This is a genomic window from Teichococcus aerophilus (genome assembly GCF_014490485.1).
Classification (GTDB): domain Bacteria; phylum Pseudomonadota; class Alphaproteobacteria; order Acetobacterales; family Acetobacteraceae; genus Pseudoroseomonas; species Pseudoroseomonas aerophila.
This window is the reverse complement of sequence record NZ_JACTVA010000002.1, coordinates 55763-79541: the sequence shown is the minus strand read 5'-3', so window position 1 is coordinate 79541 and position 23779 is coordinate 55763. Positions and strand designations below refer to the sequence as shown.

Below are 23779 nucleotides of genomic sequence, written 5' to 3'. Positions count from 1 at the left end.
TATCTGGTCATGGTTGAAGCATTCCCCCTGATTGAATTGCACGGCACGCCGGAAGCGCGCGGCCGCCTCTACGGCCAGCAGGCCGCCGAGCGCATTCGCCGCAGCATCGGCCACTACGCCGCGCAGCTTTCTGCCGCCGGCCATGGTGCCGAGCGCGTGCGTGGCTGGGCGCGGGACTTCGTGCCGAGCATCGAGGCCTTCGAACCCAGCTTCGTCGCCGAGATGCGCGGCATTTCCGAAGGCGCCAACGTGCCCTTCGAGGATATCGTGCTAATCAACGCACGAACTGAGGTGCTGCAGCTCGGCAAACGTAGCGCCGCGGCGGCGGTGCCCTCGCCCAAGGCGGACCCGGATGGTTGCACCGGCGTGATTCTGCTGCCGGAGGCCACGCAGGACGGCTTGCTGGTCCATGGACAGAACTGGGACTGGAAGTCCGAATGCGCTGAGACCGGCGTGGTGCTGCGCATCCGTGAAGAGAACGGCCCGGATATCCTCACCTTCGTCGAGGCCGGCGGGCTGGCACGGGCAGGCTTGAATTCGGCCGGCGTTGCCGTCACGGCGAACTACCTGGAAAGCGACCGCGACTACCGCGAGCTGGGCGTGCCGCTGGCCCTGCTCCGCCGGAAGTTCCTGCAGTCGGAGCATCTGGCGATGGCGATGCGCACTGCCTACGTCACGAAGAAATCCGGCTCCAACAACATCATGCTGAGCCATGCCGATGGCGTGGCGCTGAACTTCGAATGCGCGCCGGACGAGACCTTCCTGGTGCATCCGCAGAACGGCATGCTGGTGCACGCCAACCACTGGCAGAGCCCCGTGGCGCTGGGCAAGTTGAAGGATACCGGCATCGCCAACACGCCGGACACGCTGTACCGGGACATGCGGGTCCGCTCGCTGCTGGAAGCGAAGCAGGGGCGGCTGGACATGGCGGCGGTCCGGGACGCGCTGTTCGACGATTTCCAGCACCCGTGGGCGGTGTGCCGCCCGCCGCGCCTCTCGCTGGCCGGCAACCTCTCGGCGACCGTGGCGATGCTGTTGATGCAGCCCAAGCTCGGCGTGCTGGAAATCGCCCCGCTGCCGGCCATCAACAAGACTTTCACCCGCTACACGCTGGATGGAGGCGCCGCGCAGGCGGTCGCCGCCTGATGCGAGCGGCGCTGGGTCGCACGGTCTTCCTGGGTTGTCTCTGGGCCGCCCAGCCTGCCCTGGCGCAAACGCCTGGGGACTATACTATCCGCGCCTCCCTCAACTCGGATATCCGCGGCACCCAGCCAGGCGGCAACCGGGATGCGAATACCGACGTGGTGATGATGCACGTCCTGGAAGGGCTTGTGGCGTATCGGGAGGACACCTCCGTCGGCCCGATGCTGGCCGAGAGCTGGAGCCTTTCGGAAGACGGCCGCACCTATACTTTCAAGCTGCGCCAGGGCGTCACCTTCCACAACGGCGCGACGATGACCGCCGCCGATGTGGTCTGGAGCTGGCGGCGCTACCTGAACCCGGCCACGCAGTGGCGGTGCCTGCCGGATCTGGATGGCCGTGGCCTCTCCAAGGTCGTCTCGGTCGAGGCGGTCGATGCGCAGACCGTGGCTGTCACGCTGGACAAGCCGTCCGCCATCTTCCTCAGCATCATCGCCCGCGCCGATTGCGGCCAGACCGCCATCCTGCACCCGGACTCCGTCGGGGCCGATGGCCAGTGGCGCGAGCCGATTGGCACCGGCCCCTACCGCATCGGCGAATGGAAACGCGGCCAGTCGATCGAGCTGACGCGCTTCGACCGGTATGCCTCCCGCCAAGGCGAGATGGATGGCTTCACCGGCGGGAAGGTTGCCTACGCGGCGCGCCTGCGCTTCGTGGTCATCCCCGACGCCTCCGCCGCCCGCGCGGCCCTGCTCGGCAACTCGGTCGATGTACTGACGGATGTGCCGATGGCGGAAGCCACCGATCTCCGCACCCGCCCCGGCGTCACGCTGCTGCACACCCCCACCATGGGCGTGACCGCCTTCCTGTTGCAGACGCGGGACCCGGTGCTGCGCGACCCACGCATCCGCCAGGCCTTCGCCCTTTCGCTCGATGTGCAGCAGATCGTCGAGGGGACGATGGAGGGCATGGCGCAGCAGAATCCCTCCATCGTGCCGATCCGCAGCCGCTGGCATGACGAGGCGCAGTCGCAGCGCCCGGCACGTAACGTGGCCGCCGCGCGCAGGCTGCTGGCCGAAGCTGGCTATCGTGGCCAGCCGATCCGCATGCAGGTGAACCGGCGCTACGCCAACACCTACGACGCCGCAGTGGCGGCCCAGGCCATGGCCGAGGAAGCCGGGCTCAAGATCGAACTGGAGGTGCTGGACTGGGCCACGCAGCTGGACCGGTACACGCGTGGCGATTACCAGATGCAGTCCTTTATCTACTCCGCCCGGCTCGATCCCTCCCTCTCCTATGAGATGATCGCCGGGCCGAAGGAGACGCAGCCCCGCAAGGTGTGGGACAACCCGGCCGCGCAGGCGCTGGTCCAGCGCAGCATGCAAGTGACCGACGATGCCGAGCGGCAGGCCATCCTGGCCGAGCTGTTCAAGCTGTTCTCCCAGGATGTGCCGATGGTCATCCTCTACAACCAGCCGGACTTCCTGGCTGGCCGGGACGCGATCCAGGGGCTGCGCGCATGGCCATCCGGCCATACCCGCCTCTGGAACGTTTGGGTCCGCTAAACCATGCTGCGATATGCGCTGAACCGGCTCATCCTCTCGGTCCCCACGCTCATCCTGGTATCGGCGGCCGTCTTCCTGTTGATGCGGCTGGTGCCGGGCGACCCCGTGGTGCTGATGCTGGGGGATCAGGCCGATCCACAGCAGGCGGCCGACATGCGCGCGGCCATGGGGCTCGACCGCTCGGTGTTCGTGCAGTACGGCCTGTGGCTGCTGCATGCCGTCAATGGTGACCTTGGCCGCTCCACCACCAACGACCTGCCGGTGCTTCCGCTAGCGCTCTCCCGCTTTCAGGTCACGGCCACCATCGTCTTCGCCGCGGTGGCCATCGCGGCGGTCGTCGCCATTCCGCTGGGCACGGTGGCCGCGTGGCGGCAGAACACCAAGGCGGATTTCGCCATCGTCTCCGGCGCCACGCTGCTGCTGTCCATTCCCAGCTTTTGGCTCGGCCTGTTGATGCTGCTGTTCTTTGGGCTGAAGCTCGGCTGGGTACCGGTGGTCGGCTACGTCTCCTTCTCCGAGGACGCGTTCAAGGCCGCGCTCTACATTGTCCTGCCCGTCGCCACCCTGACGCTCATCGAGATCGGTATCCTGACCCGCATGGCGCGGGCGGCGGCCATCGATGTGCTGCGGCTGGAATACGTGGCCCATGCCCGTGCCAAGGGCTTGCGCGAAAGCCGCGTTCTGCGCCGCCATGTCCTGCCGAATGCTTTCGCGCCGACCCTGACGCTCATCGGCATCGTACTGGGCAACCTCCTCGGCGGCGTGGCGGTCATCGAGACCGTGTTTACCCTGCCCGGCCTGGGGCGCCTGCTGGTCGACGGCATCTATGCCCGGGACTATCCCGTGGTGCAGGGCTGCATGCTGTTCATCGCAACCATCTATGTGGTGGTAAACCTGCTCGTGGACCTGGCCTATCCCTTCTTCGATCCGCGCGTGACAGCTTCCTGATGCCGCGCATCCGCCTGAGGGCCAATGCCCTGATCGGTAGCATCCTGGTGGGCGCGACGCTGCTGCTGGCAGCCGCATCCATCGTCTGGACGCCCCGCAACCCCCTGGCCGTCGCGTTGCGGCAGCGCCTGAAGCCGCCCTCGGCGGAGTTCTGGCTCGGCACCGACGAAGTCGGCCGCGACGTGTTCAGCCGGATCATGACCGGTGCGGGTACCTCGGTCATGGTCGCCGGTCTCGCGGTGCTGGCCGCCGTGCTGCTCGGCTCGCTGCTCGGCCTAGTGGCAGGCTTTCTGCGCGGCTGGGTGGACCGCGTGCTGATGGGCATCAACGATGCGCTGCTGGCCTTCCCCGGCATCCTGCTGGCGCTGGGGCTGATGGCCGTTATCGGCGCCAGCCAGTGGGGCATCATCCTGGCGCTCGGCCTCGCCTATGCGCCGACCGTGGCGCGGGTGGTCCGCGGTGCCGTGCTCTCCATCCGCGAGCGGGAGTTTGTCGAGGCATCCCGCTCGATCGGCAATTCGGAGGGCTACACGATGTGGCGCCACGTCATGCCCAACACCGCGTCACCCCTGATCGTGCTGGCCACCAGCATGTTCGGCTGGGCGATCCTGGCGGAAAGCGCGCTGAGCTTCCTCGGCCTCGGCGTGCCGCCGCCGGCACCGACCTGGGGCAACATGCTGGCGGCCGCTCGGCCGTACATGGAATCCGCCATCTGGCTCAGCCTGGCGCCGGGCCTGTGCATCGCCCTGACCCTGCTGGGCGTGAACCTGTTGGGCGATGCTTTGCGTGACCGACTGGACCCGAGGAGCGCCGAGCGATGAGCCCTTCCCTGCTGGAAGTTGATGCGCTGCGCATCACCGCCGCCGGCGGCAAGCTGGTGGCCGTCGACGGCATCTCCTTCCATGTCGAGGCCGGTGAGATCCTGGCTGTCGTCGGCGAATCCGGCAGCGGCAAGACGGCGACAGGCCGGGCCGTGATCGGCCTGCTGCCGCCGGGGCTGACCTGCTCGGGCGGCGCCGTCCGCTTCAAGGGCGAGGACCTGCTGACCGTCAGCGCGGATCGGCTGCGCGATCTCCGTGGCGCCGCCATTGGCATGGTGTTCCAGGAACCGATGGTATCGCTGAACCCGGCCCTGACCATCGGTGCACAGATGGAGGAAGGCATGGCGCTGCATACCTCCCTCTCCAAGGCCGAGATCCGCGCCGCCTGTATCGCGATGCTCAAGCGCGTGCAGATCCGCGACCCGGAGCAATGCTTGGCCGCCTATCCGCATGAGTTCTCCGGCGGGATGCGGCAGAGAATCATGCTGGCCTCGGTAATGATGCTGAAGCCGGCATTGCTGATCGCCGACGAGCCGACCACGGCGCTCGATACCCTGTCGCAGCGCGAGATCCTGGACCTGATGGTCGGGCTGGCGCGGCATGAAGGCACGGCGGTGCTGTTGATCACGCACAATCTCGGCCTCGTCGCCCGCTATGCGGACCGCGCCATTGTCATGCAGCGCGGGCGCATCGTCGAACAAGGCGGCGCCCGCGCGCTGCTGTCCTCGCCCCGTGAGGCCTATACAAAGGCTCTCGTCGACGCGTTGCCCCGCCGTGTGCCGCGCACGGGTTCCAGGCCGGAACGGGCTTCGCCGGTGCTGGAGGCGCGGGGCCTGCAGGTCCATTACCAGGGCCGGCAGCGGCTGTTCCGCCGCACGCCGGCGGTGAAGGCCGTGGATGGCGTGGACCTTGCCCTGTATCCGGGCGAGACGGTGGCCCTGGTCGGCGGCAGCGGCTCGGGCAAGACCACGCTGGGGCGCGCCATGTTGCGGCTGGTGCAGCCGACGGGCGGCCAGTTGTTCTTCCGCGGCAAGGAAGTCACCCAACAGCGCGACGACGATTACCGGCGCTTCCGCCTGTCCTGCCAGATCGTGTTCCAGGACCCATACTCATCGCTCGACCCCCGCCAGCGGATCGGCTCGATCGTGATGGAGCCGTTGCGGCATGAACCGGGCCTGTCGCCGCAGCAGAAGCGGGAACGGGTGTTGAAGACGTTCGAGGATGTCGGCCTGCCGGGCTTCGAGGAACGCTTCCCCCATCAGCTCTCCGGCGGTCAGCGCCAGCGCGTGGCCATCGCTCGCGCCATCGTGCGGCACCCAGCCCTGGTCGTGGCGGATGAGCCTGTCAGTGCGCTGGACATGACGGTCCAGAAGCAGATCCTAACCTTATTCCGCAAGTTGCAACAGGAACGCGGCTTCGCCTGCCTGTTCGTCTCGCATGACCTTGCCGCGGTCGAGGAAATCGCCGACCGCGTCGTCGTCATGCAGCATGGCAAGCTGGTGGAGGAAGGCGACCGGGACAGCATCTTCGATGCCCCTGTCCATCCCTACACCCAGGCCCTGCTGGAAGCGGCCCCCAGGCTGGAAGCCGTATCCTAGCAGCCTCGCTGTGCCTCCTGTCCGGAGGCACAGCGAATGCCAGTTCCCTTAGCGGGACGGGCCCGTGCTGGGCGTCGTGTTCATGATCGGCGTGCCCGGCGGCGGCGGTGCGGTCGGGCGCGGCTCGGCCGGCCGGCCACCTTCGCGGACAACCTGCCCCGAGGCGGGCGCGGCATAGTTGCTGCCATCCGGTGCACAGGCACCGAGCAGCAGGCCGAGGCCGAGCATTCCAAATCCAAGATTCCGCATCTGTAACCTCCGTTCTACCTGCGTCTGCGCAGTGCAGGATGCGGGGGTAACGCATCAATCGCCATTCCGTTGACCCGCCACGCACCAGCCTGCCGCCACCGGCCAAACGGCGTGCGGATCGGCAAGGCGGCGCTTGGCGCCACGCCGTGATCCGCGTTACTGAACCTGACCGCATGGGAGGCGCAGGGCGCACCTCCATGACTTCCGGATAGGGTTTTGCAGAGTGCCGAGGCGCCCAGGCGACAGGTTCATCGGCGGCGGTACCCCACGTAATCCCGGGGCGGATCTCGCGCGCCTGCCGCTGGGCCTCGACCTCAGCGCGCTCAGCATGGCCGAAGGCATCCGCGCCGCGCTGGCCTGCGCAGTGGTCATCCTGGCGAACGAATGGCTGGGCTGGCCGCCCCTGGTCTACATGGCGTTGGCCTCCTTCTTCACATGCCTGTGCGACGCGGGCGGGCCAATCCGCTTCCGCGTACCGGCACTGCTGGCCTTCACCGTGCTGGGCGCGGCGACCTGGATGGGCTTTGGCCTGCTGCGGAATGCGGGGGTGGCCGTGGCCATCCCCATCGCCTGCGCCACCCTGTTCCTGTTCAGCTTCGCGCGCATCTGGGGCACCAGCGCCACCTCAGTGGGCAACATCCTGTCCATCGTATTGATCCTGTCGCTGAACCAGCCGCTGGCGTTACACCAGGCGCTGGAGGTCGGGGCGATGTTCGTGGCCGGCGGCCTGTGGGCCACCGTGCTGACCATGGGCATCTGGCGCGTGCACCTGTATCGCCCGGCACGGACGGCGGTGTCCGAATGCTGGCGGCGGCTGGCCGCCCTGGCGGAAGGCCTGCGCCAACTGATCCTGGCTGGCGGCGAGGACAGTGCGGCTTTCGATGCCCACGGCCGCGCCCATCGCCGTGCGGTGCGCGAGGAAATCGAGTACGCCCGTGGCCTGGTGATGGAACTGGCCGGCAAGCGCGGCCGCCTCTCGCTGCGCGGCTCCCAATCCCTGTTGCGGCTGGAGGCCTGCGACCAGGTCTTCGGCAGCCTGATCGCGCTCGCGGGCGTGGTGGAAGGCAGCAAGGACACCGCCCGCCTGCAGGCGGCAGAGACCTTGCTCCGGCTGTTGCGGCCCATGCTGGTCGTGCTCTCCCGCTCCATGCTGGACGATACGCCGCTGCGCCTGCCGGCGCTGACGCGGGCTGGCGAGCGGGCCCTGGCCGCCACGGCGCACGACCCGGTGCTCCGCCCCCTGACGGAAGCGATTCTCGACCGGCTGCGGATCGCGGCGCTGCTCAGCACGCCGGGCGGCTACCTGCCCGGCGGCGGCGCCGGCGTCGCCCCCTCTCAACCCTGGCGGGACCGGGTGCTGGCGCCATTGCTGTCCAACCTCAACTGGCATTCGGCCATCCTGCGGCATGCCGTGCGGGTGCCCGCAGTCGCCACACCGGCCCTGGTGCTGACGCTGCCCTATGGCCAGCAATTCGCCTACTGGCTGACCATCACCGCCGTCGTCACTCTGCAGCCCTTCTACGCCACCACCTGGCAGCGGGCGCTGGAGCGGGTGGGTGGCACGGTGCTGGGCGGGCTGGTCGGTGCCCTGCTGGCTTACTTGCCCAGCACGCCGCTGCAGATGGCCATGCTGCTGTTCCCGCTTTGCGCCGTTGCCTTCGCCGCCCGGCAGGTCAGCTTCGTCGCCTGGATCGCGGGCGTGACACCCATCGTCGTCGTGCTGATGGAGCTGGTGCACCCGGGCCATAGCTCCTGGGAAGTGGCGGAGCTGCGCGCGCTGTTCACCGTCGCGGGCGGGCTGATCGCCGTCGCCGGCGCTTGGCTGCTCTGGCCGAGCTGGGAGCCGGTGCGGCTGGGGCAGGAGCAGCGCCAGGCCATCACCGCCCACGCGGCCTATGCCAAGGCGGTGATGTCGGACCTGCTGGGGGAGCCGAATGCCGGCAGCTTCGATGCCGCCCGGCGCGCCGCAGGCGTCACCACCAACAACCTGGAGACGTCGCTCTCCCGCGCCTTGCAGGAACCGGGCGGCAGCCGTTCTCCCGCCGTGGCGCAGGCCACGCTGGTGGATGCGACGCTGCGGCGGATCGCTGGCCGCCTCTCCGCCCTCTGGTACGATACGGCGGCGCGGGAGAGCCTGGACCCCGCGCATGGCGAGGCCTGGCGGAACTGGCTCAGCCAGTCCCTGGGCGCCCTGACCACGGGCAACACCCCCATCGCGCCACGGCCGGAATTGCCGCCCGGCGATGCACTGGCCAATCCGCTCAGCCGGATCGCCCGGCAGATCGAGCTGCTGGAAGGCGCCCTGCGGCGGGGCCATGAGCATGGGCCGGCCGAGGCCACCGGAATGGCGCCGCAGCGGTAGCGCTGCCCTTCAGGCCAGGACCTGCCGCTCACGCAAGCGCGTCAGGCCAAAACACTTGTCCGGACCGCCGAACAGGCGCAGGAACCGGACATGCTCTCGCGCCCCCGTCCCCTGCCTCTCCGGTATGCGGCCGCCTGCATCGGCTTGCTGTTGCCCACCCTGGCCTTCGCGGCGGATGGAGACCCGCCGGCGGAAGCGCCCCCGGCGGCCACGGCTCCGCCTGCCACGACCCAACCCCCGGTGGACCCGCCCCCGGCTTCTGCCACACCACCGGTCGCTGCCCCCACCACGCCGCCACAGGCAGAAGTGCCCCCGGCGGCGCGAGAGACGCTGGAGGCCCGCGCGGCCTTCCGCACCATGGGGCAGGACGTGAAGGGCCCGTCCGGCATCGTCGTCGCGCAGCTGGTGAATATCCTGGTGAACACCGAGGGCCAGCCGGTCGCGGCCATCCTGGATTACGGCGGGTTCCTGGGTGTTGGTAAGCGGCGCATCGCTGTGGCGTGGCGTGCCTTGCAGTTTACTCCCGACGGAATCGGGCTCGGCCTGAGCCGTGAGCAACTTCGTGGTCTGCCAGAGTTTAAGGACGGCGAGCCGGCCGTGCTTGCGGTACCCCCGGCCGCGCCGGGGACGGCGGAGGCGCCTGCGAACCGGTGAAGGTCACAACATGCTGAGGCGGCGTAGCGAGCGTTCGCTCGACTGGTTGAACTTTTTCGTCGCCAATGTGCAGACCGGCTTCGGGCCCTTTGTCGCTGTCTACCTGACCGCCCAGGCCTGGACGGATGTCGAGATCGGCGTCGCCCTCAGCGTCGGCACCGCAACGATGATGCTGGCCCAGGTGCCCGCCGGCCTGCTGGTGGATGCCACGCCCCGCAAGCGCCTGCTGGCAATGATCGCGATGATCGGCGTTGCCCTCAGCGCGGTTCTGCTGGCGGCGTGGCCGGCGCGGCTGCCGATCCTGGCTTCCGAAGTGCTGCATGGCGTGGCCAGTTGCATCCTGGCGCCCGCCATCGCCGCCATCAGCCTCGCCCTCGTCGGGCGCGCGCGGTTGGGGGAGCGGCTGGGGCGCAACGCGCGCTATGCCTCGCTGGGCAATGGCGTCGCAGCAGCAGCCATGGGCAGTGCCGGCGCCTGGTTCTCCGGTGCCTCGGTCTTCTGGCTGACCGCCTTCATGATGATTCCGGCGATGGTCACGCTGACCTTCATCCGCCAGTCGGAGCTGCATCCGCCGCCGCCGCCCACGCCGGTGCAGGATGCCGCCGGGCGGGGCGAGATCCGCGGCCTGCTGACCAACCGCAGCGTGCTGGTCTTCGCCGCGTGCTGCCTGCTGTTCACCCTGGCCAACGCCGCCATGCTGCCCCTGGTGGGCGCCGAGATCACCCGCGTCGCCGGTGATGAGGCCAACCTCGTCATCGCCGCCTGCATCGTCGTACCGCAATTCGTCGTGGCGCTGATCTCGCCCTGGGTCGGGCGGATGGCGCAGTCGCGGGGACGGCGCTCCATGCTGATGCTGGGCTTCGCCGCCCTGCCCGTGCGCGGCCTGTTGCTGAGCGTGGTGTCAGACCCGCTGGGCCTGGCGGCGGTGCAGATGCTCGATGGCATCAGCGCCGCCGTGCTGGGCGTGCTGCTGCCGCTGCTGGCGGCGGACCTGACGAAGGGCAACAACCGCTTCAACCTCTGCATGGCGCTGTTCGGCCTCGCTGTCGGCATCGGCGCTACCATCAGTACTACCCTGGCGGGTGCCATCTCCAGCTGGTTCGGCGCCGGCGCGGCCTTCGGTGTGCTGGCGGGCAGCGGCTTCCTGGCCTTCCTGCTCGTCGTCTTCCTAATGCCCGAGACGCGGGGCGAGGAAGACGAGGCTGAGAGCGTGACCGCCTGAGGTAGCTTCACGGAAAGACGCGAAGCACGCTTCACTAGCGGGCTGTCGGCGCGGCTCCGCGCCGTGCCGTCAGTCCACGATGGCCTGGTAGGTCAGCACCCGAAGCTCCCGCCGCAGCGGATAGGTGGAGGACGGCATCAGCTGCGTCAGCAGGATCACCGCCATGTCCTCTTGCGGGTCGACCCAGAAGGCGGTGCTGGCGGCGCCGCCCCAGGCGCATTCGCCCGGCGTGCCCACAATCTGCGCCCGCGCCGGGTCCAGCATCACCGAGAAGCCCAGCCCGAAGCCCACGCCCTCATAGGTGGATTCCGAAAAGCGGGGCTGCCCCATGGCGGCCATGTCGCCCCGCAGGTGGTTGGACATCATCAGCTCGACCGTCTTGCGGCCTAGCAGCCGGGCGCCATCCAACGCGCCCTTGTTCAGCAGGAAGCGGCAGAACCGCGTGTAGTCCCCCACCGTGGATACCAGCCCGCCGCCGCCCGAGGCGATGGCACGCGGCGCGTTGAAGCGGCTGTCGCGTGGGTCATCGATCAACGCGAGGCGGCCATCCTCTCCCTTGCGGTAATTGGCGGCGAACCTCGCCAGCTTCTCCGCCGGCACATGGAAGCCGGTATCGATCATGCCGAGCGGCGCGATCACGCGGTCCCGCAGGAAGCTGGCGAAGTCCTGGCCGGAAATGACGGCCACCAGATGCCCGAGCACGTCGGTCGCGATGGAGTAGTTCCATTCCCGCCCCGGCTGCGCCAGCAGCGGCAGGCTGGCGGCGGTCTCCACCACCTCGGCCAGGCTGCCTGGCGAGGTCTGGAAGTCGACGCCGTTATCCCGGTACATGGCGTCGACCATGTTGGCGTGCATCATGCCGTAGGTCAGGCCGGCGGTATGGGTCAGCAGGTCGCGGAAGGTGATCTCGCGCTCCGCCGGCACCGTCTCGTAGCTGCCGCGGCTGCCGCTGGTGAACACCCGCATGTCCTTGAAGCAGGGCAGGAAGCGGGTGATGGGATCATCGAGCTGGAAGCGGCCTTCCTCATACAGCATCATGATGGCCACGCTCGTCAGCGGCTTGGTCATCGAATAAATGCGCAGGATGCTTTCGGGCGTCATGGGTACGCCGCGTTCGAGATCGGCGTGGCCCGAGCAGCCGAGATGCGCCACCTGCCCACGCCGCATCACCAGCGTCATCGCGCCAGCCAGTCTGCCGCTTTTCACCCAGGCCTCGCGCCACGCATCCACCCGCGCCAGGCGCGCGCTGGAGAGACCCACATCCTCGGGGCGCTTGATGGCGATGTCGGGCATGGCGGGCTCCAGGGCAAAGGGTTGGCCCTGGCAGCATGCCGCCCTGGCCAGGCGCTGGCCAGGGGGGGGCCAGCTACTGCGGGTGGATCAGCGGCGCGGCCTCGGCCACCGCCGGTGCCCGCACCTTTTCCCGCACGAAGGTGATGAGGCCGGAGGCGATGATCAGCGCGACGCCCACCGCCATCGGCCAATCCAGCCTGTCGCCAAACACGAAGTAGCCGAGGATGATGGCCCACAGCATCTGGCTGTACTGCGGCGGCGCCACCAGCGTGGCGGGCGCGCGGGCTGAGGCCATCATCACCAGGGCATTGCCCACCGCCGCCAGCAGGCCGTAGCCCGCCAGCCAGATCCACTGCTCGATGCTCGGCCAGCGGAAATACGGCACCATCAGCACGCCGCTGACCAGGATCAGCCCGACCAGCCCCGCCCCGTAGAGCGAGATCCGGCGCTCCTTCCCGCCCATCGCCCGCATCAGCACGATGGTCATGGCACCGGAAAAGCCGCCGACCACCGCGCCGGCATGGCCGATATTCAGCTCCCGGAACCCAGGCCGCAGCACGATCAGCACGCCGACAAAGCCCAGGATCACCGCCGTCCAGCGCCGCCAGCCAACGTCCTCCTTCAGGAAAACGACCGACATGACGGTGACGAAGGCTGGCATCAGGAACAGCAGCGAGAAGGCCTCGGCCATCGACAGATAGGTGAAGGCGGTGATGCTGCCGAGGGCGCCGGTGACAGCGGCGATGGCCCGTAGCACCCACATGCGCCGGTTGCGGCTTCGGAACGCGTAGTGCCACCGCTCGCCAGGGCTGAGGAGGAAGGGTATGGCGGCGATGCCGAACACGCCGCCGAAAAAGGCGGATTGCAGCGGATGGATGCCGCCTTCCAGCAGCTTCACCGAGGCGTCGCTGAGCGCGTAAGCGAAATAGGCGACGAAAGCGAGGCAGACGCCCCGCATCACGCTGCGGTCCATGAGCACATCCGGCGGGCAGGAGAGGAAGGAAGCGGCGTGGGCAAAGCCCGCGGCGCAGTACACGCCTACTGGAACAGGCGCCAGAGGACAGGCAGCCACAGCGCCGTGGCCACGGCGTTCAGCCCCATGGCCAGGCCGCTGAACACCCCCGCCGTCATGTTGACGGACAGCGCGCGGGCGGTGCCGATGCCATGCGCGGCGGTGCCCATGGCCAGGCCACGCGCCCGCCAATCCGTCACCCGGGCCCAATTTAGCACCAGCGGCCCCACGGCAGCCCCCACGACGCCGGAGCACAGCACCACCACTGCGGTCAGGGACGGCAACCCACCCAGGCGCTCGGCAATGCCCATGGCCACCGGTGTGGTGACGGAGCGCGGCGCGAGCGAGGCAGTGACATCGGCCGGCGCCCCCAGCAGCAGGGCGAAGCCCACGCCCATCGCCGCGGCAAAGATGCCGCCCAACAGGATGGCGACGGCCGCCGGTAGCATGGCGGCGCGCATGGTGCTCCACTGCCGGTGCAGCGGTACCGCCAGGGCCACGGTCGCCGGGCCCAGCAGGAAATGGACGAACTGCGCGCCCTGGAAATAGCTGCGGTAATCCACGCCGGTCACCAACAGCCCGATGGCGAGGATCGCCACGGCCAGCAATACCGGGTTGGCCAGCGCGTGGCGGCGGCACAAGCGCTGCAGGCGCAACGCGGCCAGCCAGGCCAGCAGGGTCATGGTCAGGGCGGAAAGCGGTTCCCGCGCCAGATAGACCCAGATTTCGGTCAGGTCAGGGGCCATCGGCGGCGCCTCAGCCCAGCCGCCGCAGCAGGGCCTGTGCCAGCCGCCCGGTGAAGGCGATGCCCAGCAGCGTGCCGCCGCCGACTGCAAGGGCCAGCGGCAGCCAGTTCGCCGCCAGTGTGTGCAGCAGGACCACGACGCCCACGCCGGCCGGGACGAACAACAGGCCCAGATGGGCCAAAAGCGTGTCGGCCACCTGGGTCAACGCCGCCGGAGGCTCCTCGCCCTCCCCATGCCGGATCAACAGCAGGACGAACAGCAGCACCATTCCGATGACAGGCCCCGGCACCGGCAGATGCAGCGCGCGCGCCAGCAATTCCCCGGCCAGCTGGCAGACCAGCAGGGTGGTGATGGCGCCTGTCATGCGCGGAATGCCGGGGGCAAGCTGGACATGGTGGAAGTCCTCCGAAGGCGTGTGGCCCCGGACGCTTCCCCATGCATTGTGAGTGGCCGCGGCACAGCAAAGCCCGAAGCGCCTCCCTCTGTGCGCCAGCGATGCCGGCAGATCAAGTCATACCAGCATCCGGGAACGATCCTGGCATATCCAGGAGGAGTCCCGACTGCGGGACCCCTCCTCTCCCGCCAGTGTCAGGCGGCGTAGGTCACGGTCACTTCACCGACACCCTCGCAGGTGCCGTGCAGCGTGTCGCCCGGCTTCACCGCGCTGACGCCGGCGGGCGTGCCGGTCATGATCAGGTCGCCCGGCAGTAGCTCGACGAAGCGGGACAGGTAGGCGATGGATTCCGGCACGGACCAGATCATCTGGTTCATGTCGCCGGTCTGCTGCACCTTGCCGTTCACCGTGATCTCGATCTTGCCCTGCGTCGGGTGGCCGATGCGCGTGGCCGGGACGATCGGGCTGATCGGGCAGGACTGGTCGAAGCCCTTCGACAATTCCCAGGGCCGGCCGAGCTTCTTGGCTTCCGCCTGGATGTCCCGGCGCGTCATGTCCAGGCCGATGGCGTAGCCGTACACATGCTCCAGCGCCTGCTCGGCCGGGATATCGCGGCCACCCTTGCCGACGGCCACCACCAACTCGACCTCATGGTGGAGGTCCTTGGTCTGGCCGGGGAACGGCAGCGTTCCGCCCGCGACGGCGGCGTTGGCGGGCTTGGAGAAGAAGAAAGGCGGCTCCCGGTCCGGGTCATGCCCCATCTCGCGCGCATGGTCCGCGTAGTTGCGGCCGACGCACCAGATGCGGCGGACGGGGAACACGCTGTCCTCGCCGGCGACGGGAACGGTGGTCTCGGGCGGCGGCTGAATGGCGTAGGCCATGGCGGATCTCCAAACCAATGTGCCGGATTGGTTACGCCTGCCCCAAGCGGTCGTCAAGCGCCCACGCTGGCCCTGGCGCCCTGGGGCTGGAGCGTTCTATGCCGAGGGCATGGATACCGACACCGCCCCGGTCCTGACCTTGCTGCAGGCCTATCTGGCGACCACCACCCTGCCCGCCTCCGGCCGGCTGCCGCCGGAACGCGAGCTGGCGGAGGCGCTTGGCGTCTCCCGTGCCGAATTGCGCAAGGCCCTGGCGGCGCTGGAGGCCGAGGGGCAGCTGTGGCGGCATGTGGGCAAAGGCACCTTCCTGGGCCCGCGCCCGCTGGCCGCCATCGGCGACGTCGCGCAACTGGCGCAGGAAGCGAGGGATGGCGACATGGTGCAGGCGCGGCTGACGCTGGAACCGCAACTGGCCGCCCTGGCCGCGCGCCACGCCACGCCGGCCCAGCTGGCGACGATGCGGGATGCCATGATGGCGTCCTGCCGCCCGGGCCAATCCTGGCGGGGTTACGAGGGGCAGGATGCCAGGCTGCACCGGGAGATTGCCCTGGCGGCCAGCAATCCGCTGCTGCTGCATCTGTTCGACCAGCTGGCAGCCATCCGCCGGGTGCTGACCTGGAACCGCCCCCGCGCCCGGCCGGATGGGCCGCAGGCGGACCACCCTTCCTTCGCCGAACATGCCGCCATCGTCGGCGCCATCGAACAGGGCGAGGCATCACTGGCGGCGGAGCGGATGCATCATCACATCGCCGCCGTGCACCGGTTGATCGAAAAGCCTTCGCGGCAGGGCTGACATGTTGGCGGCCCGGCCCCCGCGGCGTCAGAAGCGGTAGCGCACGCCGACGCCGATGATCCACGGGTCGAGATCCGCCCGCGCGCCGATGGCGCCGCTATTCACCGAGACATCGGGCCGCAGGAACAGCTTCTTCACATCGATATTCGCGGCCCAGTGCGGGGACAACTCATAGTCGACGCCGGCATTCAGCGCCCAGCCCCAGCTATCCTCCACATCCACTTTGCTGATGGCGGCGCTGCGTGAACCGCCCTCGTTGTAAGCCACGGTGTAATTGATGCCGGCGCCGACATACGGGCTGATGCGCGATTGCGGCAGTGGATGGTACTGCAAGGTCAAGGTCGGCGGCAGCAGCCAGACCCGGCCGAGATCCACATCCCCCAAGGCGGAGCCACGCACCGTCACGTCATGCCGCGTGGTGGCGGCGATCAGGTTAAGCGACAGGTTGGGCGTCGCGAACCAGGTTACGTCCAGCTGCGGCGTCACGCTGTTGCTGGGGTCGGGCTTGCCGCCGATGGCATCGACGCGGCCACCGCTCTGCGGCAACACACCCAGCACACTGAAGCCCAGCACGATGTCGCCCGCCTGCTTGCCGCGCAGTTCTTCCTGTGCCGTGGCGGGCATTGCCATCACGCAGGCCATGGCGGCGATCACGGGCAGCTTCCAGTTCATCTTGTTCACAGCGTCTCTCACTTTCCAGCGGCAATGCCACCGCCTGACGCCAAATTTAGGCAAACGCCTCTGCTGCCGCCTTGATCTGCATCATATCGCCATGGAATGGCGCTGCGCGCCCGCCTCAAAATACGCGTCGAAGCATACCGCAATCTGGCGCACGAAGCGGCGCCCCTCCGGTGCGACGAGGAGATTGCCGTTCTGTATGTCCACCAGCCGGGCCTCGACCAACTGTTGCAGTCTCTCCAGAGCCGGGCTCACGATATCCATAGGGACAGCCCGCAGGTCGAGCGCGAAGTCGCACATCAGCCGCTCGATCAGCAGGGCGCGTGCACGATCCTCATGCGTGGTGGCAATGCCGCGCCGGATCGGCAGCCGGCCAGCGGCGACACTGGCAATGTACTGCCGCTCATCCGCCTCGTTCTGCGCGAAGCCTGACGGCAAGGCACCGATCGAGGATGCTCCCAGCCCGATCAGCGCCGGAGCGTCATCGATCGTGTAGCCCTGGAAGTTCCGGCGCAGCCTGCCGGCCCGCGCCGCCTGCGCCATCGTGTCATCCGGCAAGGCAAAGTGGTCCAGCCCCAAAGCCACGTAGCCGGAGGCGCGCAACACGGCCTCCGCGGCTTCCGCCTGCTCCAAGCGTTCGACCACGTCGGGCAGGGTTGCCTCGTCGATGGCCTTCTGGTGCGGCCTCATCCACGCGACATGCGCGTAGCCGAACACCGCGATCCGGTCGACCCGCAAGGAAGCGGCGAAGCGGGCGCTGGCCTCGACATGCGCGACCGCCTGCCCCGGCAGGCCGTACATCAGGTCCAGGTTGATGCCGGCGATCCCAGCCTGGCGCAGCCTCTCCACGCCCAGTTGCACCAGTTCGGCCGGCTGCGGGCGGCCGATGCGGGCCTGGATGTCGGGCGCGATGTCCTGCACGCCCAGGCTGGCGCGGGTGACGCCCATCTCGCCCAACGCGTCCACCAGCGCCACATCCATGAGGCGCGGATCCAGCTCGATCGCGACCTCCGCGCCGGGACGCAGGCCGAACAGGCCACGCAGCCGCGCCATCAGCCGCCGCAAGCCATCCGCCCCCAGAATGGACGGCGTACCACCCCCAAAATGCAGGTGCGACACGCCGGCATGCGCCGGCAAGGCCGCATCCAGCAGCGCCATTTCGGCCATCAGTGCGTCCGTATAGGCCGAGAGCCGCGCCTCGGAGCGTGTCGGCCGCGTATGGCAGGCGCAGTACCAGCACAGATCCCGGCAGAACGGCACATGCAGATAAAGGGAGAGCGGGGCCGCCGGGCGGATGCCCTGTGCCAGCCAGGCGCGGTACTGCGCTTCGCCCAGCGGACCAAACTGCGCCGCAGTAGGATAGCTGGTGTAGCGGGGCACCTTGGCCTCGGCGAGGGCCAACAGGGCGCGGGGCGGCATGGCGGGCTGGGTCATGCCCGTATCCTGGACTCCGTAAAGCAGCCGCGCCTTGAGATGGATCAAGGCGCGAACGCGTCAAGACCGGCAGAAGCACCGGCATGCTCGCCGATTGTCTGCACGCCTTCGCCCCCTGCCAGCACCCGAGCCTCTGCCCCGCTGCTTGCAGCGCTGCTGTCGGCAGGGCTGGCCGGCGGCATGCAGGCCGGCAGGACGACCGGCTACGCGGCACTGGGCGGCATAGCCGAAGCAGCGACCGCCTGATGGTGTTCGGCGACGCCTTCGGCCTATCGCTCATCAAGTGCGGCTTCGACGAAGCCGAGCAGGATTTGCGCTGACCCATGCCGGTATCAGGCGCCTTCGCAGAGCGATTCCAGTGCTGCCCGCCGCGTCAGGTGGACCTCGCTGGTACCGTTCAGGCGGATCATGCCCTCGGTGCGCAGTTGCGTCAGGACGCGGCTAACCGTCTCAGTCGTCAGGCCGAGATAATCGGCGATGTCGGTACGGCCCATGGGCAGTTGCACCGGGTCCGCCACCCGTCCCAGGCGCACGGCGCGGCGCGAGAGGCTGAGCAGGAAGCTGGCGACGCGTTCACGCGCGGCCTTGCGGCCCAACAGCAGCATCTGCTCCCGCGCCGCCTCCAGTTCATCGGCGGTGCGGTCCAGCAGCGCATGCTCCAGCGCCGGCAGGCGGCTCAGCACAGCGCGGAAGGACGTCCGCTCGAACCGGCAGAGGCTCAGCGGCGTCATCGCCTCCGCGCTGATGCCGTAGGGGCCGCGCGTGGCGGTGCCCAGGAAGTCCCCGGTGAACAGGAAGCCGATCACCTGCCGGCGGCCATCCGGCAACAGCTTGTAGATCTTGGCCGAGCCCGCCGTGATGTTGAAGCAATGGTCCGCCGGGTCGCCCTCATGCACGAAGGTCGCGCCAGCAGGCAGGTGCAGGGTGGTGCTGAAGCGGTCCAGCTCCGCCAACTCGGCCGTGCTCAGGGGCGCGCAGATGCTGAAGGGGCGTGCCTCGCACACCGCGCAGGCCTCGGCCGTGGGCAGGCAATGCGGGTCATGCGCCGGCTGGGCGCCGGGCACGCCCATACGCCTTGGTTCGATTCCACGGGCCGACATCGCGTATCCTGATCCTAGAGCGTGATGGCTGGAGGTGGACTCACCGAAAGCCTGAATCACGCGAGCAACAAAGGCCTGGAGCATGGCGGGTGAACAAATCACGCTCTAAGGCGCAGTTCTGGCTGGCAGCATAGCGACAACGGGCGCGCCCTGTCAGGGCACCGCTCAGGCAGGCACCACGCGCATTGTGCATGGCAAGAGGCACGACCCTTGCCATAGGCGGCACGGAGCCAGATCTGTAAGGCATGATGCTATACGCGCTGAAGATCGCCCTTGGGCTGTTCGTCCTGTTGTTTCTCCTCCCCCTCGGCATCTCGGCCGGTCTCTATGCCAGTAGTGGCTCAGGGGCCGGCTGGCGCACGGCCGACCGCTCCAGCGCCGGCCTGCTACCGGCACCCTCCACGCACCAGCCCGCCGTCCTGCGTGTCTTCGCGGCGCAGACGGTGCGATGGCGCGGCATCTTCGCCGTCCATTGCTGGATCGTCTTCAAGGAGGAAGGCGCCTCCAGCTACACGCGCTATGACTATACCGCCTGGGGTAACCCGATCCGGATGAATGGGTTCGAGCCGGATGGCCGCTGGTTCGGCCAGGTGCCGGAAACCGTTTTCGCCGTGGATGGCGCCACGGCCGAGGCGCTGATCCCCCGTGTGCGCACCGCCATCGCCGACTATGCCTGGCAGAACCAGGGCGACTACCGCGCCTGGCCCGGGCCCAACTCCAACACCTTCGTCGCCGCCGTGCTGGATGGCATGCCCGAGATCCAGCTTGCCCTGCCGCCCAACGCCATCGGCAAGGACTTCCCGTATGACGGCCGCTGGCTACGTGCCACGCCATCCGGCACCGGCTTCCGCCTCAGCTTCGGTGGCTATGGCGGGCTGACGGTCGCCTGGGTCGAGGGCTTCGAGGTCAACATTCTGGGCGCCGTTGCCGGTCTCGATCTACGCCGGCCGGCCATCAAGTTGCCGGGGCTCGGCCGGTTGGGGATGGCTTAACGTCCATCTTGCGGGCGGCGCCGGGCATCTGCTATTGCAGTTTTGAATGGCAATGACACTGGCCCCTTCCGCGCTGCGGCCCCTGGCAACGGACGATATCCGCCCGTTGGCGGACAGCGTGTATGAGCGGCTGGTCGGCGGCATCGTCGATGGCAGCCTGCCACCCGGCGGCAAACTGTCCGAGCGCAGCATCGCGGCCGCCCTCGGCACCTCGGCCCAGCCGGTGCGGGAAGCGCTGCGGCGGCTGGAGGGCGAGGGTCTGGTCGAGACCCGTCCCCGCAGCGGTTCCTCCGTCGCGCTGATGGATACGCGCCGGTTGGCGGAGATGGGGCGGATCCGCGCGGTGCTGGAAGGCGCGGCGGCCGACCTCGCGGCCCGCCACGCGACGCCGGAGGATCTGCAACGGCTGGAACAGCGCCTGGACGCGATGCGGGATGCCACCGAGTATGGCGACACCGCGACGCTGCGGCTGGCCAACGAGGCCTTCCACACCGCCCTGCACGCAATCGGCGACAATCCCTTCCTGATCCGTGGGCTGCAGGCGCTGCGGGCCTACGACCATATCGGCCGTGCCCGGGTGCTGGCGAGCGACGACCAGCCGCGGCAGGCCCTGGCGGAACACGCCGCCATCCTGGCCGCCATCGCCGCGCGTGACCCGGAAGCCGCCGAGCGCCAGATGCGCGCGCACACCTTCCGGTCCCTGTCCGTGGCCTTTCCGGAGGAGACGCGCGGCTGAGGGAGACGATCCCGGCAGCGCCGCTGCCGGCGGGGCAACCAAGACGACACCAAGCCCCCAGACGACACCAAGAATGACCAAACAGCAGGCCAGCAAGGCACTGCTCAGGAGGACCAGAATGATCAAGTACCTCACGCGCCGTTCCCTGGCCGCTGCCACCGCGCTGCTCTCGGTGGCCGCGCTGTCCGCCAGCCCGGCCGCCGCCCAGGGCCGTGCCTACCCGAACCAGCCCATCCGCGTCATCGTGCCGTTCTCCGCCGGGACGTCCGACACCGTCGCCCGCCTGGTCGGTCAGCAGATGAGCCAGACGCTCGGCCAGCCTCTGGTCGTCGAAAGCCGCCCCGGCGCCGGCGGCAATATCGGCAGCGAGGCCTGCGCCCGCGCCACGCCCGACGGCTACACCATCTGCCTGGGCACCATCAGCAGCCACGCCATCAACCCCTCCATCTTCACCCGCATGCCCTACGACAACCTGCGGGACTTCGCGCCGATCACCCAGCTGGCCTCCCAGCCCAACGCGCTGGCGGTGACCAACGACCTGCCGGCCCGCAATGTGCAGGAGCTGATCACGCTGCTGCGCTCCAAGCCAGGGCAGTTCAATTACGGCTCCTCGGGCGTCGGCACCTCCATCCACCTGGCGGGCGCGCTGTTCTCCCAGCTGACCGGCGCGGAGATGGAGCACGTGCCCTATCGCGGCAGCGGCCAGATCATGACCGCGCTGCTGACCGGCGAACTGCCGCTAGCGTTCGACAATTTTTCCTCCGCCTGGCCCTTCGCGCGTGAAGGCAAGATCCGCGTCCTCGGCGTCGGCTCGCTGCAGCGCAGCCCCACGGCTCCGGACGTGCCGACCATCGCCGAGACCGTTCCGGGCTTCGAGAGCCTGTCCTGGCACGGCTTCTTTGCGCCGGCCGGCACGCCGCCGGAGATCGTGGCCCGCCTGAACAAGGAAGCCGTCGCGGCCCTGCAGTCGGAGACCGTTGCGGCGCGCTTCCGCGAACTGGGCATCACGCCGGTCGGCAACACGCCGGATGAGTTCCGCGCCTTCGTGGCCAGCGAGACGCAGCGCTGGGGCGAGGTTGCCCGCAAAGCCAATATCCGCGTCGAGTAAGCGGGGCTATCGCCCCCGCCAGTCGATACTGGCGGGGGCATCTGGCTCGAGGCCTGGTTGGCTGCCTTTTGCCTACTGCGGCGACCACCGGGTTTCCCCCGGTCGGCGCCGCCTTTAACGCCGCCCGGCGCCGGAGGCGCGGCCGGCCAGGGCCTTGCAGCCGCTATCCTCGTCCGTCCCGAACTGGATGGTTGGCAGGATGGCCAACAGCGGGTTGATCAAGGCCAGCCCGACCGCCGCGCCACCGCGTGCGCCCAGCTCGAGCGGTTCCGGCAACACACTCGGGCTGCGGAAGCTGCCATTGATGCGGATATCGGTGGACAGCGCGCCGATGGTGAAGTCGCGCGACTGCGTCCGCAGCCGGTAGGCCAGCCGCTCCCGCGCCAGATCGACCGAGCCTTCGCCGATGATGATGGCGTCATCGGTGTCTATGATCAGCGCCTTGGTCTGCAAGGTGCCGCGCCGCAGCTCCAGATCAGCGATGAAGCACTGCAAGTCCGTCCGCTGCGGCACGCCCAGGGCGGAGAGGATGGCGTTGGCCAGCCGCAGCCCGGAGAGGTCGACCAACAGGGCCGAGAGGTTGCCGCCGGCGGTGCTCAGCGTTATCCGCCCATCCCCGCGCGACAGCAGTTGCGCCAGCGAGGACCCGGTGGAGCGTAGCTCCGCCCGGCCATTCAGCGCACCGCCACCCTGCGAGCCGGCGGCGCTCATCAGGCGCGAGATATCCAGCCGCTGGAACCGCGCCTTCACATCCGCCCGCAACCCGCCATTCTCCACCGGCGCCAGCGTGCCCTCGAACAGCATGTTGCCACGCCCGACGCCGAAGCCGATCGGGTGCAGGGTGATGGTGCCGTCGACGACATCGAACTCGGCGCGAAGGTCATCCAGCGGCATGGTGCGGCCGCCACGGATCTGCTTGGCGCGGTAGGTCACATGCACGTCCGCGGCCGTCAGCCGGGGAATGTTCACCGGTGTGTCCGGCAGCACCCGCTCATTCGCTCGTGCCGGCGCGCCGTTGCCGGGCGTCTCGCCGATGAAGCCGGCCAGGTCGTCCAGGTCGACGCGGTTGGAGGTCAGGTTGATGGTCACGTCGGGCCGTGGGTCGCGCGGCAGCACTGACACGTTGCCCGCCACGTCGCTACGGCCAACCACGCCTTCGATCCGGTCGAAGCGGACCCGGCCTTCCGCATAGTCCAGCGCCCCGGCAATCCGGTAGCGCGGCGTGCGGGGGATGGGCACGCCGGTCAGCGGCGTTAGCAGGCTCATATCCGGCCCGGCCAGGACCAGCTTCAGCGCGGCGCCCTGGAAGTGCAGAGGGTCCCGTAACGTGCCATCGAGCAACACATTGGTCGGGCCGTTATCGATGCGCAGCTCGACCGGCCAGGGCTTCTCCGCATCGCGCAGGGAGAGCAGCGCGCCACCGACGAGGCGTCCCGTGATCGGCTGTCCGGCATAGGTGCCTTCCGCGCTCGCCACGATGCGCGGCTCCTCGCCCGCCGGTTCCTCCGTCGCCATCCGCAACGCAAAGTCAGCGCGGAGCTGAGGCAGCGTCACCTGTCCCTGCCCGTCGCGGATGCGCACCACGCCGATCTGCGGCGCCGGCGAAGCCGGCTCCGCCGTGGCCCCTGGCTCCTGCTGGGTGGAGGTATCGAACAGGTAGTTGGCCTTGCCGTCTTGCGTGGCGGCGACATGCAGCACGGGCCGGTCGGCCTCGATCCACGGCAAGGTCAACGGGGCGCCGCGCCACCAGTCCCAAGCATTGATGGCGGCGCTGAGCCGGCCGACGCGGGCGAAGGGCGTAGGGTCCGGAAAATCGTCGGGGTTGCCGACCACCACATCGTCGGCGGTCACGACAACGGTACGGCCAAGGGAGACATGAAGATGCGCCAACGTCACCGGCCTGCCGATGGCGGCCGAGGCCCGGGGCTCGACAAACGGGATCAGCCAGTCCCACCGGAACAATGCCAGGAACAGGCCGATGATCAGGACTGGGACCCCCAGCCCTATCATCCATTTGCGCCCGCGCGACAACGCCATGGGCCGATGCTCCATC

23 protein-coding genes are annotated in these 23779 nt (G+C 68.9%); 13 read left to right on the top strand and 10 right to left on the bottom strand.

Annotation, left to right across the window (positions count from 1 at the left end; genetic code table 11):
* The first annotated feature begins 9 nt into the window (after nucleotides 1-9).
* The 5 genes from IBL26_RS01540 to IBL26_RS01520 are packed head-to-tail and all read left to right on the top strand — an operon-like array spanning nucleotide 10 to nucleotide 6072.
* The gene (locus IBL26_RS01540) at nucleotides 10-1146 is read left to right on the top strand and encodes a C45 family autoproteolytic acyltransferase/hydolase (protein WP_187782679.1); all 1137 of its coding nucleotides are present in this window, start codon (nucleotides 10-12) and stop codon (nucleotides 1144-1146) included.
* Nucleotides 1146-2705, top strand: a complete 1560-nt coding sequence (locus tag IBL26_RS01535) for an ABC transporter substrate-binding protein (protein ID WP_187782678.1) — start codon at nucleotides 1146-1148, stop codon at nucleotides 2703-2705. Before IBL26_RS01540 ends, IBL26_RS01535 begins: the two co-directional genes overlap by 1 nt.
* Before the next feature lie 3 nt (nucleotides 2706-2708).
* Nucleotides 2709-3653, top strand: coding sequence for an ABC transporter permease (locus IBL26_RS01530; protein ID WP_187782677.1), 945 nt, complete (start codon nucleotides 2709-2711; stop codon nucleotides 3651-3653).
* Entirely contained in the window at nucleotides 3653-4474 is an 822-nt protein-coding gene (locus tag IBL26_RS01525) for an ABC transporter permease (protein ID WP_187782676.1), read from the top strand. The genes IBL26_RS01530 and IBL26_RS01525 overlap by 1 nt, the downstream gene beginning before the upstream one ends.
* Nucleotides 4471-6072, top strand: a complete 1602-nt coding sequence (locus tag IBL26_RS01520; protein WP_187782675.1) for an ABC transporter ATP-binding protein — start codon at nucleotides 4471-4473, stop codon at nucleotides 6070-6072. The genes IBL26_RS01525 and IBL26_RS01520 overlap by 4 nt, the downstream gene beginning before the upstream one ends.
* Before the next feature lie 48 nt (nucleotides 6073-6120).
* Here IBL26_RS01520 and IBL26_RS01515 read toward each other — a convergent pair whose 3' ends face one another.
* Nucleotides 6121-6321, bottom strand: a complete 201-nt coding sequence (locus IBL26_RS01515; protein WP_187782674.1) for a hypothetical protein — start codon at nucleotides 6319-6321, stop codon at nucleotides 6121-6123.
* Between the two features lie 223 nt (nucleotides 6322-6544).
* On the opposite strand from IBL26_RS01515, the gene IBL26_RS01510 reads away from it, so the two are divergent.
* The 3 genes from IBL26_RS01510 to IBL26_RS01500 all read left to right on the top strand — a co-directional run bounded on the left by IBL26_RS01510 (nucleotide 6545) and on the right by IBL26_RS01500 (nucleotide 10559).
* Entirely contained in the window at nucleotides 6545-8683 is a 2139-nt protein-coding gene (locus tag IBL26_RS01510; protein WP_367615344.1) for an FUSC family protein, read from the top strand.
* Between the two features lie 90 nt (nucleotides 8684-8773).
* On the top strand, nucleotides 8774-9337 hold the full coding sequence (locus IBL26_RS01505) for a PRC-barrel domain containing protein (protein WP_187782673.1): 564 nt from the start codon (nucleotides 8774-8776) through the stop codon (nucleotides 9335-9337).
* 10 nt (nucleotides 9338-9347) lie between these two features.
* Nucleotides 9348-10559: an MFS transporter gene (locus IBL26_RS01500; protein WP_187782672.1), complete on the top strand. Its 1212-nt coding sequence runs from the start codon at nucleotides 9348-9350 to the stop codon at nucleotides 10557-10559.
* A gap of 69 nt (nucleotides 10560-10628) precedes the next feature.
* Here the strand turns inward: IBL26_RS01500 and IBL26_RS01495 are convergent, their stop codons facing one another.
* The 5 genes from IBL26_RS01495 to IBL26_RS01475 all read right to left on the bottom strand — a co-directional run bounded on the left by IBL26_RS01495 (nucleotide 10629) and on the right by IBL26_RS01475 (nucleotide 14885).
* Nucleotides 10629-11852, bottom strand: a complete 1224-nt coding sequence (locus IBL26_RS01495) for a serine hydrolase domain-containing protein (RefSeq protein ID WP_187782671.1) — start codon at nucleotides 11850-11852, stop codon at nucleotides 10629-10631.
* Nucleotides 11853-11925: 73 nt separating this feature from the next.
* Nucleotides 11926-12825, bottom strand: coding sequence for a DMT family transporter (locus IBL26_RS01490; protein WP_187782670.1), 900 nt, complete (start codon nucleotides 12823-12825; stop codon nucleotides 11926-11928).
* Between the two features lie 65 nt (nucleotides 12826-12890).
* Nucleotides 12891-13610: an LrgB family protein gene (locus IBL26_RS01485; RefSeq protein ID WP_187782669.1), complete on the bottom strand. Its 720-nt coding sequence runs from the start codon at nucleotides 13608-13610 to the stop codon at nucleotides 12891-12893.
* A 10-nt stretch (nucleotides 13611-13620) separates the two neighbouring features.
* Nucleotides 13621-13974, bottom strand: coding sequence for a CidA/LrgA family protein (locus IBL26_RS01480; RefSeq protein WP_187782668.1), 354 nt, complete (start codon nucleotides 13972-13974; stop codon nucleotides 13621-13623).
* Between the two features lie 224 nt (nucleotides 13975-14198).
* A complete protein-coding gene (locus tag IBL26_RS01475) occupies nucleotides 14199-14885 on the bottom strand; it encodes a fumarylacetoacetate hydrolase family protein (RefSeq protein ID WP_187782667.1) in 687 nt (228 codons plus the stop codon).
* A gap of 109 nt (nucleotides 14886-14994) precedes the next feature.
* Between IBL26_RS01475 and IBL26_RS01470 the strand changes: the two genes are divergently transcribed.
* Nucleotides 14995-15678, top strand: coding sequence for a FadR/GntR family transcriptional regulator (locus IBL26_RS01470; RefSeq protein WP_187782666.1), 684 nt, complete (start codon nucleotides 14995-14997; stop codon nucleotides 15676-15678).
* 27 nt (nucleotides 15679-15705) lie between these two features.
* Here the strand turns inward: IBL26_RS01470 and IBL26_RS01465 are convergent, their stop codons facing one another.
* Both IBL26_RS01465 and hemN read right to left on the bottom strand, forming a co-directional pair.
* Nucleotides 15706-16350, bottom strand: a complete 645-nt coding sequence (locus IBL26_RS01465) for an OmpW/AlkL family protein (RefSeq protein WP_187782849.1) — start codon at nucleotides 16348-16350, stop codon at nucleotides 15706-15708.
* A 90-nt stretch (nucleotides 16351-16440) separates the two neighbouring features.
* Nucleotides 16441-17790: an oxygen-independent coproporphyrinogen III oxidase gene (gene hemN, locus IBL26_RS01460; protein WP_187782665.1), complete on the bottom strand. Its 1350-nt coding sequence runs from the start codon at nucleotides 17788-17790 to the stop codon at nucleotides 16441-16443.
* 83 nt (nucleotides 17791-17873) lie between these two features.
* Here hemN and IBL26_RS01455 point away from each other — a divergent pair, with 83 nt between their 5' ends.
* Nucleotides 17874-18110, top strand: coding sequence for a hypothetical protein (locus IBL26_RS01455; RefSeq protein ID WP_187782664.1), 237 nt, complete (start codon nucleotides 17874-17876; stop codon nucleotides 18108-18110).
* A gap of 12 nt (nucleotides 18111-18122) precedes the next feature.
* Here the strand turns inward: IBL26_RS01455 and IBL26_RS01450 are convergent, their stop codons facing one another.
* Nucleotides 18123-18890, bottom strand: coding sequence for a Crp/Fnr family transcriptional regulator (locus IBL26_RS01450; protein WP_241748865.1), 768 nt, complete (start codon nucleotides 18888-18890; stop codon nucleotides 18123-18125).
* 245 nt (nucleotides 18891-19135) lie between these two features.
* Here IBL26_RS01450 and IBL26_RS01445 point away from each other — a divergent pair, with 245 nt between their 5' ends.
* From IBL26_RS01445 to IBL26_RS01435, 3 genes are all read left to right on the top strand, one after another.
* On the top strand, nucleotides 19136-19882 hold the full coding sequence (locus IBL26_RS01445) for a DUF3750 domain-containing protein (RefSeq protein WP_241748864.1): 747 nt from the start codon (nucleotides 19136-19138) through the stop codon (nucleotides 19880-19882).
* 46 nt (nucleotides 19883-19928) lie between these two features.
* The gene (locus IBL26_RS01440) at nucleotides 19929-20618 is read left to right on the top strand and encodes a GntR family transcriptional regulator (RefSeq protein ID WP_187782663.1); all 690 of its coding nucleotides are present in this window, start codon (nucleotides 19929-19931) and stop codon (nucleotides 20616-20618) included.
* A 118-nt stretch (nucleotides 20619-20736) separates the two neighbouring features.
* Nucleotides 20737-21726, top strand: coding sequence for a Bug family tripartite tricarboxylate transporter substrate binding protein (locus IBL26_RS01435; RefSeq protein ID WP_187782662.1), 990 nt, complete (start codon nucleotides 20737-20739; stop codon nucleotides 21724-21726).
* A gap of 114 nt (nucleotides 21727-21840) precedes the next feature.
* On the opposite strand, the gene IBL26_RS01430 is transcribed toward IBL26_RS01435, so the two are convergent.
* Entirely contained in the window at nucleotides 21841-23763 is a 1923-nt protein-coding gene (locus tag IBL26_RS01430; protein ID WP_187782661.1) for an AsmA family protein, read from the bottom strand.
* Between the last annotated feature and the right edge of the window lie 16 nt (nucleotides 23764-23779).